Below are 17,241 nucleotides of genomic sequence, written 5' to 3' on the forward strand. Positions count from 1 at the left end.
GAAAGATTATGGTAACGCAACCCAATCTTACACCCAACCAACCACACTCAAATTTCAGCAACGGTCATAAGGATACTGGTAATGGGCATACCGTTGATGTACTAGCTAAACAACAAATCTCCTCTACTCTAGAAGAACTGCGAGCTGAACTGGATCAAGCTGATTGGGTGGAAACAGGGCCATTGCGAGACAGAATCCGCAAATTAAAAGAACTGGTAAGTGTGTTGCCTTATCAAGACGGAGGAGATGGATTCGAGGTAGAGCAAGTACAGGCGATCGCCAGCAAAATCCGTCAATTTTCCGATCTAGAAACCTTGCTTACTACTGCTGTCATAGAGGTACAAAGCGCCCTGCAAGCCGATCGCGTGGTGGTGTATGAGTTTACGAATCCGACGCTGGGGATAGTTGCTGCGGAGTCGATGAGGGATGGCTTTACCCCAATGCTCAAGGAAAAACTGCCCGCCATCACTTTTGGGTTAGGTTCTGTCAAGCTTTATCAACAAGAAAAATTAGTAGCAATTCCAGATACCTACACTGCTGGCTTGTCCCCTTATCAAAAGCAGCTCGTGGATCGGTTTCAGATCAGAGCTTGTTTGAGCTTGCCGATTTTAACAAAAGATGGGGTTTGGGGTTTATTGGTAGTGCAACAATGTACTGCACCTCGCCAGTGGCAGAATGCTGAAATTCGGTCATTAAAATTGCTCGCGCAGGAATTAGAAGCGCAACTGCAAGTTGCCATGATTCAAGCTACATTGCAACAAGAAGTAGAAAAAGACCAAATCCTTACTGGTGTAGCAAATAAAATTCTCCAGTCCAAAGATGTGGATACCATCTTTCGCGTTGCCACCCAAGAAGTACGACAGTCCTTAAAATGCGATCGCGTGGCAATCTATCGTTTCAATCCTGACTGGAGTGGAGAATTTGTTGCTGAATCTGCTGGATCTGAGTGGGTTTCTCTGTTAGAAGAACAGCGAAACAATCCAGCAATTGTCAAGAACGTTAACTATTGCAGTGTTAGGAACTTTGCAGACGAAGGGGGATTGGCTGGGACAACAGGGCGATCGCACAGTGCAGATAGCTACATTCAGCACACCCAAGGCAAAACTTTCCATCGCGGACAGATATATCGAGTCACTAATGATATATACAGCGCTGGTTTTTCAGACTGCTATATCAAAATTTTAGAAGCCTATCAAGCCAAAGCATACATTATTGTTGCTATCTTCCAAGGAGAACAATTGTGGGGCTTGCTCGCAGCCTATCAAAATTCGCAGTCTCGTCAGTGGAAAGATAGTGAAGTGCGAATGATGGTGCAGGTTGCAACTTTGTCTAGTATTGCTATTCAACAGTTGCAATATCAGCAACAACTTTATAACCGTTCTGAAGAGTCAGCCAAACTTGTTGAACGAGAACGTACTGTTTTCCGCATTATCGAAAAGATTGGGCAAGCAAAGGATATTCACAACATTTTCCGCACTGCAACCCAAGAGTTGCGGCGATTTTTAAAATGCGATCGCGTTGTCGTTTATCAATTTTATCCCGACTGGAGTGGGGAAGTTATTGCTGAATCTGTGGCTGCTGGTTGGTTGTCACTTTTGGAGATGCAGGAACAAGACGGCATTTTGAAAACAGGTCTGATATCTTCAGAGCGTTGTAGTGTTAAGGATTATGGCTCCCCTGCAAAACTTGATACCGATACATATCTCAAGGAAACCCAGGGTGGAATGTATACCAAAGGAACGCGCTTCCGCAAAGTCAACGATATTTATGCTGCTGGTTTTTCATCTTGCTATATAGAAGCATTAGAGAAGTTCCAAGCCAAAGCGTACATTATTGTTCCTATTTTCCGCGCTGGTAAGCTTTGGGGTTTGTTAGCAGCGTATCAAAATTCTGATGTGCGGAAATGGACTGAGGAAGAGACTGGCGCTTTATTGCAGATTGGCGAACCTTTAAGCATTGCCCTCCAGCAAGCTGAATATATCGAACAGCTACGGTTAAAAAATTTAGAAATGACCCAAGTAGTTGAAGTCGAAAACGCACTTGCACGAATGGCGGATCGAATGCGTCATTCCCAACAGCCAGAAACTATCTACCGCACTACCTTGGCAGAATTGCGGCAGTTGTTTAAATGCGATCGCCTCGCAATATATCGCTTCAACTCTGACTGGAGTGGTGAATTTATTGCCGAATCTGTAGGAAGTGACTGGGTGCCTCTGATTGGCCCCGATATCAAAACCGTATGGGAAGACGAACACCTACAGCAAACCCAAGGCGGACGCTATCGCCACAATGAAACTTTTGTCGTCAATGACATCTATACTGTTGGTCATGCCCAGTGCCATATTGACCTGCTGGAACAGTTTCAGGTTAAAGCCTACACCATCGCCCCGATTTTTGTTGGCAACAAACTTTGGGGTTTATTAGGAGCTTACCAAAATAGCGGCCCCCGCCAGTGGAATTCTGAAGAGGTGCGATTACTGACTAAATTGGGCATTCAGTTGGGATTAACCGTGCAGCAAGCCGAGTACATCGAACAACTGAAAACGAAGAATGCTGAGTTGGCGCGGACAGCAGAAGAAGAACAAGTGCTGACGGCGATGGTGGAAAAAATCCGTCAAGCCCAGGATACAGACACTATTTTCGAGAATGTGCTGCCAAGTTTACGCAAACAACTACAGTGCGATCGCCTAGCAGTATTTCGCTTTAATTCCGACTGGAGTGTGGAGTTTGTTGCTGAATCCGTAAAAGATAAATGGTTGTCTTTAGCTGGTTCCGACATCAAAACAATTTGGATGGACGATCACTTGCAAGAAACTCAGGGCGGACGCTATCGCAATCACGAAACCTTTGTTGTCGATGATATTTACGCTGTCGGTCACGTTCAGTGCTACCTAGAAATATTAGAAAAAATCCAGGCCACAGCTTACGCGATCGCTCCTATCTTTACTGGCAGCAAACTCTGGGGCTTTTTAGGAGCATACCAAAATACTGGCCCTCGGCAGTGGAAATCCAAGGATGTGCAACTGTTGCGAAAACTAGCTTTGCAAATGGGTATAGGCTTGCAGCAAATTAGGTATATCGAACAGCTTAAGAACAAGAATGCAGAGTTAGCGCGAACCGCAGAAGGGGAACGAGCCTTAACAAGGCTGGCGGAAAAAATTCGCCAAGCTCAAGAGCTAGATACAATTTTCCGCAATGCCCTACCAGAATTGCGATCGCACTTGGAATGCGATCGTCTTGCGGTGTATCGCTTCAATCCAGATTGGGGTGGGGAGTTTATTGCCGAATCCGTAAGTCGTGAATGGGTGGCTTTGGTTGGCCCCGATATCAGGACTGTATGGGAAGACGAACACCTCCAACAAACCCAAGGTGGACGCTATCGCCACAACGAGACGTTTGTAATCAATGACATTTACACTTCTGGTCATGCCCAGTGCCACTTGAAAATTCTCGAGCAATTCCAAATTAGAGCCTATATCATCACCCCGATTATTGCCGGCAACAAGCTCTGGGGTTTGTTAGGAGCATATCAGAACGACGGGCCACGGCAATGGCAAGATAATGAAATCAACTTGGTAGCCAAAATTGGTACGCAGTTTGGGGTTGCAGTCCAGCAGTCGCAATACTTACAACAAACCTTAAACAAGAATGAGGAACTGACAAAACTGGCAGAACGGGAAGTAGCAAACGCCCGATTTTCCTATCGCTTGCCAAGTCGGTTAACAGAGATGGCTCAAAGTGATGGTGATGTTCTGGAATTTGTCCAGTTTGCTACTCATGAACTTCGTCAACTGCTGAAAGTAGATCGAGTTGGGGTTTACCGTTTTGAGCCTGATTGGTCTGGAGAATTCGTTGTTGAGTCTGTAACCGGGGATTGGCCGAAGCTTGTGGGGACTAGCCTTGCCAGAGTTAGAGATACGTTTCTCCAGTACAACAAAGGCGGGCGTTATGCGCGCAAAGAAAGTTTGCGGGTTGACAATATCTATACCATCGGTCATGACGAATGCCACATCCAATTGTTAGAAACGTGGGGAACTAAAGCCTACATGATTGCTCCGATTTTTCAAGAAGATCGGCTATGGGGGCTGATGGGAGTTTATCAAAATAGCGCAGCGCGCCAGTGGGAGCAATCAGAGGAAGATGTTCTCAACCAAGCCAGCGTCCAGATTGGTATTGCCCTCAATCTTGCAGAGTACCTAAAACAGGTGCGTACTCAAGAGCAGCAGCTAGCAGAAGCAGCAGAGCGCGATCGCACTGCAAGGGAAAAACTGCAACAAGGAGCAATACGCGTTCTCATGGCTTTAGAACCATCCTTCAGAGGCGATCTCACCGTTCGCGCGCCCCTATCTGAAGATGAAATTGGAACAATTGCTGATGGTTACAACACTACGATCCAAAGTTTGCGAGATTTAGTCCGACAAGTGCAGATTGCTGCCAGCAGGGTGAGTGAAACTTCCAGCAACAACACCACCTCAGTAGTAAAACTATCTGACCAAGCTCAACAGCAAGCAGAACGCCTCGAAAACGCTCTGGAACAATTACAAATGATGGTAACTTCCACCCAGGTAGTCGCTACTGATGCCCAAAGAGTAGGACAGGCGGTTCAAAGAGCTAATAACACCGTCCAAGCTGGCGATTCTCTGATGGAAAAAACCGTAGATGGCATTTTGGAGATTCGGGAAACGGTGTCGGAAACAGCGAAGAAGATTAAACGCCTCGGTGAAGCTTCTCAGAAAATCTCGAAAGTAGTGAGTTTGATTGAAAACTTTGCCACTCAAACTAATTTGCTAGCACTCAATGCGGCGATTGAGGCTACCCGCGCCGGAGAATACGGTAAAGGCTTTGCGGTGGTTGCCGATGAAGTTCGTTCCTTGGCTTATCAGTCAGCGAGTGCCACCACAGAAATTGAGCGACTTGTGCAAGAAATTCAAAGTGGAACCAACGAAGTTACCGCAGCAATGGAAGTCGGGATTACCCAAGTTGTCCAAGGCTCGAAATTGATCGATGAGACTCGTTATTCTCTGAGTGCGATCGTGGCAGCTACCAACGAAATTGGTGGACTGGTACAAGGAATTACTCAAGCAGTTTCCGCTCAAAGCCAGCAATCTCAGATATTGACAGAAGCGATGATGGATGTTTCGGCGATCGCCCGCAAGACTTCGCAAAGTGCAATGCACATTTCCGAGTCTTTTGAGGAACTACGGATGACTTCACAACAACTGGAAACCAGCGTTAGCCAGTTCAAAGTTGACTAAGTAGGTCGTGGTGAATATTTATTCTCAGGATAAGGCATGGGGCAGAGGGGCGGAGGGGCAGAGGGGCGGAGGGGAAAGAACTTGTACAAAAACTCTCCCCTGCTCCCCTGCTCCCTTGCCCCCCTGCTCCCCTGCCTGCCTTAACAGATAAATCTCCTTGACACCAAGCGTATTATGAACACCTATCCCAGTAATCAAGAGCAGTTAGAGCAGGCTTTTCTGGCTGAAGCGGCAGAGTTGTTGCAAACTATTGAGCAGAGTCTTATCGGTTTACTTGATGAAAAAACAACCGAAAAAGTTCACGCCTTGATGCGAAGCGCCCATACTCTCAAAGGGAGTGCTGCCAGCGTTGGACAAGAAACGATTAAAACAATTGCCCATCATTTGGAAGATGTATTCCAGGCGTTATACCCACAAGAACTGGAAATCGATCCAGAATTGGGTGCTTTGCTTCTAGATGCTTATGAGTGCCTGCGAACTCCCTTGAGCGCAACCTTGATGGGCTTATCCTACAACGAGGCAGAAATACTCGATAAAACTGCCTCAATCTTCGCCCAACTCCAACATAAACTAGGCGACTTTTTTGGTCGTGAGGCTCCGCTTCCCAGTTCGGAAGAACTTGGCTTTGATGTGGTAGAGTCAATTTTTTCCGGGAGTGTAACCCAGGATTTGCAACAGCTAGAAGCTGACATCCAAAGCCAAGATTTGCAACAAATTCAGACAACACTCAACTCTCAAGCAGAATTTTTTGCCGAACTAGCAGCATCTTATAGCTTATCTGGATTGGAAGAGATTGCTCAAGCGACCCTAAACGCCCTCAAAGCGCATCCAGATAAAGTACGGCAAATCGCTCAGGTGGCTTTAGAACATTTTAAAGCGGCTCAAGCAGCAGTACTTGCAGGCGATCGCACTCAAGGGGGAAAAATATCTCCACAATTGCGAAAATGGGCAGGGTTAACTACTCTTGTCCCAAAACCTCAAGGGCAGCCAGTTTCAATAAATGCCCAACCAACACAAACAACTACAACTGAGAATCAGCCATCCCCCCTTCTCAGTGCCAGCGAATCAGAATCAATTTGGTCGTTTTTCCCGAAGCGAACCGATCGCTCTGTAGCGAAAGCACCAGAGGTACTCGAACCAATTTCTCAGGATTCGGTAGTAGCCCCCTCTGCCATAGATCGGATTTTACAGTCAATCTGGATAGGAGACCAAGAGACATCCTGCCGCTACTCAGATTCAGAACGGCCAGCCTCTCCACCACCAGCACCAAGCCTCCAGGCTCAGTCATCGGCATCACTTCCCAGTATCCGAGTGGCGATCGAACAGCTTGATCGCCTCAGTCATACGATTGGGGAATTGCTCATCAACGAAAACCAACAAAACCTACAATCTAACCACATCCACAAAGTAGCTCAAGAGACTCTACTACAGTTTTTGCACTGTCAACAACAACTTAGTAAAGTTTCTACTTGGTCGGATCGACAACTGCTTCCCGAACGCGCAAACCAGCGATACCCACGTTGCTCAATTGTCCGTCCTTCCCCAACTGCCCAGGCACAATCTAATTTTGATGCCTTAGAAATGGATAGCTATAGCGAGTTGCACATTCTCCTGCAAAATCTGACAGAAGACATGGTGCAATTAGGAGAACGGATTGAGACTTTTAATACTTTAGTTCAGCAATCTCGCTTCAGTCTCGGCAAGCGCAAACAACTGCTCTCAGGAGCGCAGGAAGATTTGCTGCAAGCGAGAATGGTGCCCCTGGGAACAGTGTTAAATCGCTTTCCCCGCCTCTTGCAACAGATGGTAGCAACTTATCATAAGCCTGTTGAACTCAAGCTTGGCGGCACCAAGGTACTGGTGGATAAAGCCATTTCCGAGCAGTTGTACGATCCTTTGCTACACATGATTCGCAATGCCTTCGATCACGGCATTGAACCAGTAGAAACCCGTAGACAGCAAGGTAAACCAGAAACCGGAACAATTACAATTCAAGCCTATCACCAAGGCAACCGCACTACTATTGAGGTACGGGATGATGGTCGAGGCTTTAACTGGGAATCCATTCGTCATCGAGGTATAGAAAAACACTTTTTAACATCGGAACAAGCCGCCTACGCCTCCGAAGACCAACTAGCAGAGTTATTATTTGAACCGGGCTTTTCTACCGCTAACCAGGTTGGTGAGTTATCTGGTCGCGGTATCGGCTTAGATGTCGTTCGCACGCAATTGCAAGCTTTACAAGGTTCGATTTTGGTGCGATCGCTTTCAGGGCAAGGAACCACCTTCACCCTGCAATTGCCTCTGAGCTTAACAACAGCACGTTTGCTCGTTTGTCAATCTCAAGGTATTACTTATGCCTTGCTGTCTGAAGGAATTAGCCAGGTTTTATTACCGCAGCCAGACCAGATTCAAGTGCAGCAATCTTTACACGGGCAAGGCATCCAAAAATTCTGGCAGTGGGGAGAAGGACAAAATCAGCAACTAGTTCCCATCCGCCCGCTTGCCAATTTGCTGGATTACAAATATCCTTTATTCACCCAAGACCACAATTTAACCCTCAGTCCTTTTCCAGTCAAACAACGCAACACCGTCGAACCTCTGCTACTGTTGCAAACAGAGCAGCAATACCTGTGTTTGCAAGTCGATCAGATTTTAGTCGAGCAGGAATTAGTAATTAAATCCCTCGGCAGAGTCCTGAGTTTACCTAGTTACATCCAAGGTTACAGCGTGTTGGGAAATGGTAGTCTCACCCTCATCGTTGATCCGTTGGAGTTAGTTCGTCAAACCTGGGAGGCAGATATGATGTCGGCTTCCCCGGCATCAAGTCTTGCAACTAAACTATTGCCCGCGCCAGAGCCAGAACAGGCTCTAGAGGGACAGCAATTGGAGTTAACTATAACGCAACCGCAGCAACAGCCGATGGAAGTGAATACAGCCGTTGCTCAACCTAACCGACAGACGGTGTTAGTGGTGGAAGATTCGGTTGTCCAAAGGCAAAGTTTAGTGCAGACGCTCCAGAAAGCCGATTATCAAGTGTTGCAAGCAGGCGATGGTCGAGAGGCGATCGCGCAAATGCTTCAAAACGGTGATGTCAATCTAGTGATTTGTGACATTGAAATGCCACGTATGAATGGATTTGAGTTCTTAGAACACCATCGCCAAGATGAGCGTTTGGCAGAGATTCCTGTGGTGATGCTGACTACCCGTAGCGGCCAGAAGCACCGCCAATTAGCTTTAGCTCTAGGGGCAAAAGCTTACCTGACCAAACCCTATTCAGAACAGAATTTCCTAGCCGCGATCTCCGAATTGGTTAATACCTAAGAGAAGGCAGGAGGCAGAGGGGCAGAGGGGCAGGGGAGCAGAGGAGTAGATGGAGATGGAAAAAGAACCAATTAAAAATCATCAAGACTTGAAAGTTTATCAAATGGCATTCGATGCAGCTATGAAAATCTTTGAACTCTCTAAAAAGTTTCCTGTCGAGGAGCGGTATTCATTAACCGATCAGATTCGTAGATCGTCACGTTCTGTTTGTGCAAATCTAGCTGAATCTTGGAGAAAACGTAGATATGAAGCAGCTTTTGTGGCTAAACTCAATGACTGTGAAGCAGAGGCAGCAGAAACACAAACATGGATTGAATTTGCTGTTAAGTGCAATTATTTGGATGTTGAATTAGGCAGAGAATTATATGGAATCTACAATCGCATCTTAGGTGGTTTGGTAAATATGATTACTGACCCTTCACCTTGGCTAATGAAGCGTTAATATTCTTTCTCCCCTGCCCCCCTGCTCCTCTGCCCCCCTGCCCCCTAACACCGACCGACTTATGCTTAACACTCCCTTTCCGTTTAAGCGATTATCTGGCACTGTGACCGAAAGCGACTCATTACGAGTCGTTGTTTTTGCGATCGCAGACTATTTATTTGCCCTGCCAGTTGGTGCAGTTCTCAAAGTGATTGCTTGTCCTCCTATTAGCAGTACGGTTGAAAGTGGTATCGGGATGGTCGATTTGGGAGCGCAAAGTATCACAATTGTGGATTTGCGCCAGAAGTTAATTCCGGAAATACAAAGCCAACAAACGCACCAAGTTCTCTCTGCGGTTGACACTTCAGGACGCTTTTTACTTCTGACTCAAACCCGCACTGGAGAACTTTGTGGCATTCCTGTGGACAAGCCCCCTGCTTTAATCGATATTCCTTTGTCAGCTGTGCGTCCAGTGCCTTGGTCTTATCGGCAAGTAGCGGAGTTAAACTTTGTTAGCCACATGGCTGTCTTGTCTGTAGCTCCAAACGAAGAACCACTCAAAGTCCTGCTTCTAGGCATGAACCAGATATTGGCTGAGAAGTTGGGCTTGCCCGGAACAACCTCAACCTTGTCTCCTGGAGTGACACCATGCGAACAACGGCAAAGATTTCTGCGTTTTTCCTTGAGCGATCGAGGAAGTGGATTGCTACCATTCCACTCAGTAGTAGACATGATTCATATCGCTAGCCAAGAAATTTCTCCAGCCCCGGCCTTACCAAGTTGGATTTTAGGTTTCTATAATTGGCAAGGACAGATGTTGCGGCTGGTTGACTTAGAACATTTGCTTGGTTATGCACCGCTTTTTAAGCGACAGTCACGACCAGAAAAGCCAATAGTTCTGGTTGTTGAGCTTCAAAATCAGGTAGTCGGGTTTTTAGTCGCTCATGTCTTAGATGTAGAGTGGCAGGATTTACAGCAAGTACAATCGGCACCAACCGACTTTTCCCCCAACAAACTACTAAATTTTGTTCGAGGTATTCTGCCAGGCGATCGCTGGATTTTAGACACCAAAGCGATCGCCCAGACATTGCAATGGCAAACCCACTGATTTAACTTGATGCTGCCAAGGAGTTTTCTGTGACGATCGCAACTTTAGACCCTAATTTTGAAACCCAGCCTGACAATCAAATCCAGATAGAAGAAATTTTGGCTAATGTGGCTGTACTCAAAGCAGTCTTTCAATCTGCTAAGGGGCCAAAGGTCGCTCAATTGCAGCACAAGGTAAGTCAAATCGAAGCTTTTATCCAAGCTTTGACTAAGGATTCGCCCAGCGATAATGATGACAATGTGCAAAGAGCTTTTCACCTCCAGCGAGAACAACTGGCGGCAATTGCTCGGCAAATGCAGCAGGCAAAAGGCCAAACTGCACTTTTGGAAGCTACAGTCACCGCCCTGCAAGATGTTCTCAACGCCGATCGCGTCCTGATTTATCGTTTTGAGGCAGATAATCGCACTCGAGCGATCGCGGAAGCTATACAACCGGGTTGGACATCCTTGCTCAACCAATCCCTACCGATAAATTTGTTTGTTACTAAACCCGATATTAGTGACCCAACTGAAGTATTAGAACTAACCCCGCGCCAACAGCAATTTTGGCAACGCTTTCAGGTGCAAGCGAGTCTGTGCTTGCCCTTAATTGTCAAACAACAGCCTTGGGGTTTGTTAGTTATTCAGCATTGCCTTGCACCCCGACAATGGCAAGAAGCAGAGCGCAGTTTGCTGCAACAAGTAGGAATGATGTTGACAATTAACTTGCACTCGGCTGAAATAGTAGCTCCACCTATTCAACAGCTGTCACCGCCTCCTGAAAAGGTTGAATCCTGCGATCGCTCACAGTTATTATTGCCATTGCAGCAGGTGAGCCAAGCCGTACAAGAAGGAGTAAGAATCGTCGAGCAAGAGCGCGAGTATTTAATGTCTATTCAAGATACTGTTGCTTTTACAAATAAACAGCTGCAATACCTTGGTGAATTTTGTCAGCAAGCTTCTGGCTTTGTTGGTCTTGTGGAAGGCTTGAGTAGCAAAATTCAGATTTTGTCGTTAAATACAGCTATTGAAGCAACAAAAGCTAGCGAACAGGAACAAGGTTTGCTAGCTGCTGCCGAACAGGTGGAAATTCTCGCCCGCCAAGCCCGCGAAAGCACCCTAAATATAGAGGAATGGTTTCAAGAACTCCAAGTGGTAGCAGCAGACGTTACTTCTGCTATCGAACCGTGCGATCGCCAAATCAGTGCAGGGCTGGAGTCAATCGCGCAAATCCAGGAGCAATTGCGAGCGATCGCCGAGATTGCTGCTTGTACCCTCAAATCAATGTCGAAGCCATAGAATTGTCACAAACCAGGAGTTTCGATGAGTACCGATTTTGTCCCCCAACCGCAGAACGACGATCGCTTTCTAGAAGAAGCGATCGATCTGTTACTGTTCTTGGAGCAGGAGTTGCCTAACTATACAAAAGACAGTAACCCTGGTACAGCTTTGGCTCTCATGGAAGCTGCTGGCTCTCTGCATTCTATTGCCATAGCAGCCGAGCTAGATACGATTGCTATAGTTGCGGCTGCACTAGAAGAGATTTTTCAGCTTTTGTATCAGTATCGAGCAACTATTGACGGCACAATCGCCTCTTTGTTGTCGGAAGGATTAGACTGCCTACAAATGCTGCTGATGGCATTTTTAACAGCCTCGAAAATTGACGAAGTAGAAATTCTTGAGCGCATGTCTGCTATTGTTGCTCGTCTGCAAGCAGAGTTTGGCGATTCCCAGGAAACAAACCTTGAGACATCGGGACATCAACCAGTTATTCAGTTTGGCGATTCCTTGGCCGAGGTAGAATCTTCTGCGGCTCTACCAGAGCAAGTTATAGTTAAAAACCAGGAAAGTCTTGACAGAGAACTAGTAAGTGAAACCAAACATGACCTTAGTAGCTTTGGTCAGGTAAATACTGAGCAGCTTCCCGTTAAGGTAGGAGAACTAGCAAACCTAGAGGAGGGAGATTTTCAGGCTTGGTTGGGAGATTTTTTCCTGCCTGCTGAGACATCTGAAGCATCCCTAGTTAAATCTTCGAGCGATCGCCATACACTTTCTTTGCAAGAATCCATTCCCATCGTTGTTGCAACCAGTATTCCAGCCGCCACACCCATTAATATTGAACATCTCGAACAACTAAACGCACTGATTGCAACATTACTAATTAACTATAATCAGCAAGCTTGTCAGGAAGAACAACAGCAACATACGATTGGGCAGTTGCTCCGACAAGTTAAACGATTACAACGCCTGTTGGACAATCTACAGGAATGGTCAGGACGTTTAGCAGCAATTTCAGATACCCTTTCCCCTCTAGCCGCTTCTCGCTCTGGGCAATTGTACAGTACTCTGCAATCTGTTTTAGCCCAAGCATCTCAGGTGGCATCAACTGTTCATTCCCTGAATAACGATCGTTACCAACTCAAACAGGAACTCATACAGCAAGAAAATTTACTTAATCGTTCTGCCGATTTAGTCAAAAAAGTTACAACTATTCCTTTAAAAGAAGCCTTAGAACCCTTGCATCGGCTTTGGTCTCAGTTACAAGCTCTACAAGATAAGTCGGCTAGACTACATTTACAAATTAGCGATATCCAAGTCGATCGGGCGTTAAGCGATCGCCTCCGTGTCCTGCTGTTGCATATAAGTTGCTATCTGCTAGAGCAAAGTATAGAGTCTTGCCAAACACGCCAACAACTAGGTAAAAATAGCAACGGTATTATCGAAATTCAAGTTTACCAGCAGGGAAATCAACTAATTATTGATGGCTGTGATGATGGCGCAGGACTTAACTTATCTCAAATCTATCAACAGGCTTTAGCTCAAGGATTCGCCCTGACAAAACCAGGGGATATCCTACAAGTGAGCGAGCTGATACTTGAACCAGAGGTTTCATCTGTTTTGTGCGATCGTGCTGCCTTAGAGTTAGGAGCAGAATTAACTGAAGTTTGCAAGCAATTAACAGCTATTCAAGGAAGAATAGTATTGAAGTCTAAAGCTGGACATGGTACAGCCTTCTCCCTCCAAATTCCTCTAGATCAAAAAATTGCTCAACTTATCGTCTGCCAAGCCAACTCCAGAGTTTATGCATTTGTTGCCGATTCCGTAGAGCAGATTTGTCTATCCCAGTCCGAACAAATTCTCCAAACTCAAGCGGGACGTATGTTATTTTTGCAGTCTTCTGGCAGCTTTGGTGGCTTCCTTAGTGGCGATCGCGAGCATCCAACAACAGAAATGCTCGTTCCTATCCACTTATTGACTGATGTGCTGATTTGTCCTAATCGCCTTCCCACCCCAGTTACCACTTACAGTACAGATACACTAAATGATTTCAAGCAGAATAAGCCGTTATTAGTATTTCGTTACTTGAACAAACGATGTGCTTTAGAAGTAGATTGCATTATCGGCAAGCAATCCTCTGCAATCCATCCTCTAGGGGAAACAACCCCAGTTGCTCCTTATATCCTAGGAACTAGCCTTCTTGCTAATAGGCAACTTAGCCTTGTTTTGGATGGTCGCCTTTTCACAAAATCTCTAACTTAAACTGTATTGATATTTAACCTCAATTAAAGGATTTTCAAGCAATAAAATCAGCAGTTAAGTTGATCCGCCTTTAATACCAATTCTGTATGAAGATGCGCCAAATTACGACAAACTTATAAATGGGTGCATTGACTAATTGTGTGATGAGTCGTCCATTCCAAATCGAGATTTCACAAAACAAACAAGAATTGGAGAAAGCTCTCAGACATGCGACAACGGCAAACAGCAAAGAAAGATTGCAAATGCTTTATTGGCTAAAGAGTGGTCAACTCAGCAGCAGGCGATCGCTTGCAGAACGTTGAGGGCGCGATCAAGCAACCATAACTCGTTGGGTGAGAAAGTATAAAGATCGAGGAATTAGGGGGTTGCTTGAAGTCAAACATGCACCCGGAAAAGTTCCTCTGATCAGTGGTTCATACCATTTGATAAAAAATATGATGTGGATGTAGTAGCGCGGCAAGTCTAAAATGTTGGGTTGAATCATCAGAGACTATTTTTATTGTTTGGGATTTTCTAGATTTTTTGAACCCAACGTTTTACGGTTGACGCGCTACTACGCATCTAAGCTGCTTAAAAGGCTTATTCTGTAATTATGTCGATATTCCCATATAACACGACATTAAAAAGGCGATCGTAGGCACAACCGAGCAAGGTATCCAGATTTTATATCGTTACTCATCTAGAAATCCAAGCCTCTCGCTGTTGTCCCTGAATCAACTGTACAGTTCCAAACCTTTCCTCAATCTTGCGCGGCAGAGTGTATATGCCAAAGACGTAAACACAATCTTCTTCTGGTTGAGTTGTCAAAACACTTACTCTAGCTTTGTAATCTTGTAAACGCTCGATGAGAATAGATGCACAAATTTCAACATCTTCCATCAGATCATATACTTCCTTTGAAAAGGTGAATCTCTTCTCCAAACTGTTTACAATTTGGTTAATAATCTTTTGTTAAGGCAACGGATTGGTGAAGTGGTAAATGTATGTTCGGCAGCACTTTCCATCTTGTAGTTGCTCTAACTGAGGGATATTTCTCAAGCGGATCTGGCTTGGGTCATACTTCATTTCGTTCCACCAGTAAAAAGAAAGTACTATCCCATGAATAACTTATTGAGATAACTGCGCCCGAGCAAGGAAGTTACGAAGAATAGGCAAGCTGAAATCTTAGTACTTAGTATTCCAATGTTATGGTGTTGAATTTGGGTGTATTGTCCTCTAAGTCAGTATTTGCTTGCTGATGGGTGATGTTCTCTTCAGCAATGATTTGACTATTTAAAATAGCAAGACGCTGCTGAATCTGATGTCGGCGTGCTTCGAGTTTCTGTAATTCCTGCTCTAAACGCTCTTTTTCCAGCATCATTTTGTAAGCATTTAAGTAAACTCTTGCTTGCGAACGTTGAGGAGGCATTGAGCTAAGTTTGGCTTGAATTTGTCCGCGATTTGGAGTGCGATGCATAATAAATTTCTCTTTGGGTATGAAAGTATTTAGTCTAATTAGCCGTTAAAATAAACAGGCGGCGGCTGCTTGGATGCGTTCTAAAGGCTGAACTGAGCGAGGAAGCATTGGTAAGCGAACCATTGTCAAACCTGGAAAATCGCAATTAATGGTTGCTGTAGAAGTAAAGCGGTTGAGAACAACGTAATTCTGGCTCACACCTATTTCTTGCAGAGATTTGAATAGGCGTTGTTGTTCGGCAAGTACACTAGCTTGGTTAAGTGTAACCCCAATAAACTCTGCTTGTTGTGGGTCTTTTAGCACTTTTTGGGCTTTGACTACGCGCTGTCGCAAAGTTCGTAAACGCCCCATAAACTCTGTACGACCAAGAACATTTTGATACTTGATCCAGAGTTTGAAAATCCAAGCTAGCCAGTCTGACAGTGCAGTTGGCATTTCTAGAAAACGCAGAAGATGTCCTGTAGGAGCTGTGTCTAAAATAATCAAGTCTTCTTCTTGTTGCTCTAGCAATTCCATTACTGTTAACAAGGAAAGCATTTCATCAATCCCTGGTAAAGCTTGCTCGACAATTTTGCGCCAAGCAACAGGAGCATAGGCCATTTCAATGGCTTCGCTTGTTTGGGTTTCGCCACTCATCATTTCGGCCAGTTCCCACAGGTAATCGGCTCTGAATCGATCGAGAATGCGATCGCTATCTACTTCCTGACCTCGAAGATTAGGAGTTATTTGATACGGTTCGTGTCCTAAACTCAAACCAAAGGCATCACCCAAGGAATGGGCTGGATCGATGGAAACCATGCGAATTTTGCGATCGCGATGTTGTTGAGCCATCGCCCAACCAATGGCAGCTGCTACTGTGGTCTTGCCTACTCCACCTTTACCGCCAATTAGTAACAGGCGACGACCTCTGGTGAGAAAATCTCCAAAGTTAGGAGGAATTGTTTCAGGCCATTGAACTGGGAGTAGATCGATAGGAGATAGCGGTTCTAGCTGAGGAACATGAATTTGCTCGATCAGATGGCTGAGGGCTACAATCCCTAAAGGCTCTTTATCTTGCTGTGGCACGATAAAAATCGGCTTTTCGTTAGCAAGAGCCGTATACTGACCGATCAGCGGTTGTTGTTCTTGGTAACGATCTGGGTCAGTCGCACTAGCAAGGACTTGGTTGATAAACAATCCTCCGCAAGGCATCTGCATGATTTGTAAGGCTTCTAGAAATCGTTTTGACTCCAACCAACTCATTGGTTCAGCGATCGCAACTAACAAACAAGCTGTATGCTTAGGATCTTGAAGCAGACGACGACCTTGCGATAGTTCTGCTTTCAGAGTTTGCAAAAATTCGTCAGCGCGATCGCGTGTGTAGCTCCCAGCGAAGGTTTTGCTAATATACCGATGCTTTTCTTGAAACAGTTCCAGAGAGTGGAGGAAAGTGTCTAAAAAATCCATCAATCCAAACAAGTTGAGAGTATGACCGCTAGGAGCCATATCTACTACTACTCGATCTACCTGCTGCTCGTTAAAAAGACGTTGGATCTCTAACAAACCCATCAACTCGTCCAGTCCAGGCCAATTTAAATCCCAAACTGGATGCAAGTCTTCTCCTTCAACAAAACTACCCCGCTCCACTAAAAGTTCTAATACCTGACCGTAACGTTCTTTAAACTTTTGTAATAGAAGCTTTGCATCCAACGCTCTTACTCGTAGATTAGGTAGTTCCGCTATGGGACGAGGAATATCATCAACGCTAACTTGTAAGACATCTCCAAGAGAGTGAGCCGGATCGGTTGAGATTAAAAGAATTTGCTCGTTGACAAATTTCTGCGCCCAACGATATGCAAAGGTGCAGGAGATTGTTGTTTTTCCGACTCCACCTTTGCCGCTAAACATAGCAAGGTGTAGGTTATCAAAAAGTTCCATCCCGTTTGTCATTTAGGGCATTTTAGGATAAATTTACTACATATTTTTAAAATTAGCTTAAGTAATTTCGCTGAATAAAGATATTTAAAACTAGTGGTCTATCGCATTAATTCTGAGAGCTTAGATCCCCGACTTCTTCAAGAAGTCGGGGATCTGACCACCGCTAACTTTATTCGGTAATTAATTTTTTTGAGGTGCTTACAAAGATTAGCCGAAGAACTATAACTGAGGGAAAGATTTAG

General features: G+C 45.2%; 10 protein-coding genes. 7 read left to right on the forward strand and 3 right to left on the reverse strand.

Annotated features, from left to right (window positions below; translation table 11 throughout):
* Positions 1-8 precede the first annotated feature (8 nt).
* The 7 genes from BV375_RS00255 (at position 9) to BV375_RS36425 (ending at position 13,928) form a co-directional block, all read left to right on the forward strand.
* Complete coding sequence (locus BV375_RS00255; RefSeq protein WP_086756018.1) at positions 9-5,255, forward strand: GAF domain-containing protein; 5,247 nt, start codon at positions 9-11, stop codon at positions 5,253-5,255.
* Between the two features lie 174 nt (positions 5,256-5,429).
* A complete protein-coding gene (locus tag BV375_RS00260; RefSeq protein WP_086756020.1) occupies positions 5,430-8,579 on the forward strand; it encodes a hybrid sensor histidine kinase/response regulator in 3,150 nt (1,049 codons plus the stop codon).
* 55 nt (positions 8,580-8,634) lie between these two features.
* A complete protein-coding gene (locus BV375_RS00265) occupies positions 8,635-9,021 on the forward strand; it encodes a four helix bundle protein (RefSeq protein ID WP_086756112.1) in 387 nt (128 codons plus the stop codon).
* A 61-nt stretch (positions 9,022-9,082) separates the two neighbouring features.
* Positions 9,083-10,108, forward strand: coding sequence for a chemotaxis protein CheW (locus tag BV375_RS00270; RefSeq protein WP_086756022.1), 1,026 nt, complete (start codon positions 9,083-9,085; stop codon positions 10,106-10,108).
* Between the two features lie 29 nt (positions 10,109-10,137).
* Positions 10,138-11,385, forward strand: coding sequence for a GAF domain-containing protein (locus BV375_RS00275; RefSeq protein WP_086756024.1), 1,248 nt, complete (start codon positions 10,138-10,140; stop codon positions 11,383-11,385).
* A gap of 24 nt (positions 11,386-11,409) precedes the next feature.
* Positions 11,410-13,626: a hypothetical protein gene (locus BV375_RS00280; RefSeq protein ID WP_086756026.1), complete on the forward strand. Its 2,217-nt coding sequence runs from the start codon at positions 11,410-11,412 to the stop codon at positions 13,624-13,626.
* Positions 13,627-13,769: 143 nt separating this feature from the next.
* The gene (locus tag BV375_RS36425) at positions 13,770-13,928 is read left to right on the forward strand and encodes a hypothetical protein (RefSeq protein ID WP_166507334.1); all 159 of its coding nucleotides are present in this window, start codon (positions 13,770-13,772) and stop codon (positions 13,926-13,928) included.
* Between the two features lie 373 nt (positions 13,929-14,301).
* Here the strand turns inward: BV375_RS36425 and BV375_RS37870 are convergent, their stop codons facing one another.
* The 3 genes from BV375_RS37870 to BV375_RS00300 form a co-directional block, all read right to left on the reverse strand.
* Positions 14,302-14,505 carry a hypothetical protein gene (locus tag BV375_RS37870; protein ID WP_243713785.1) on the reverse strand — a complete coding sequence of 68 codons (204 nt, stop codon included), beginning with the start codon at positions 14,503-14,505 and terminating at the stop codon, positions 14,302-14,304.
* Positions 14,506-14,797: 292 nt separating this feature from the next.
* A complete protein-coding gene (locus BV375_RS00295; protein ID WP_086756028.1) occupies positions 14,798-15,082 on the reverse strand; it encodes a hypothetical protein in 285 nt (94 codons plus the stop codon).
* A 45-nt stretch (positions 15,083-15,127) separates the two neighbouring features.
* On the reverse strand, positions 15,128-16,999 hold the full coding sequence (locus tag BV375_RS00300) for an ArsA family ATPase (protein WP_086756030.1): 1,872 nt from the start codon (positions 16,997-16,999) through the stop codon (positions 15,128-15,130).
* Positions 17,000-17,241: the final 242 nt, after the last annotated feature.

It is taken from the genome of Nostoc sp. 106C (genome assembly GCF_002154725.1).
Lineage (GTDB): Bacteria > Cyanobacteriota > Cyanobacteriia > Cyanobacteriales > Nostocaceae > Aulosira.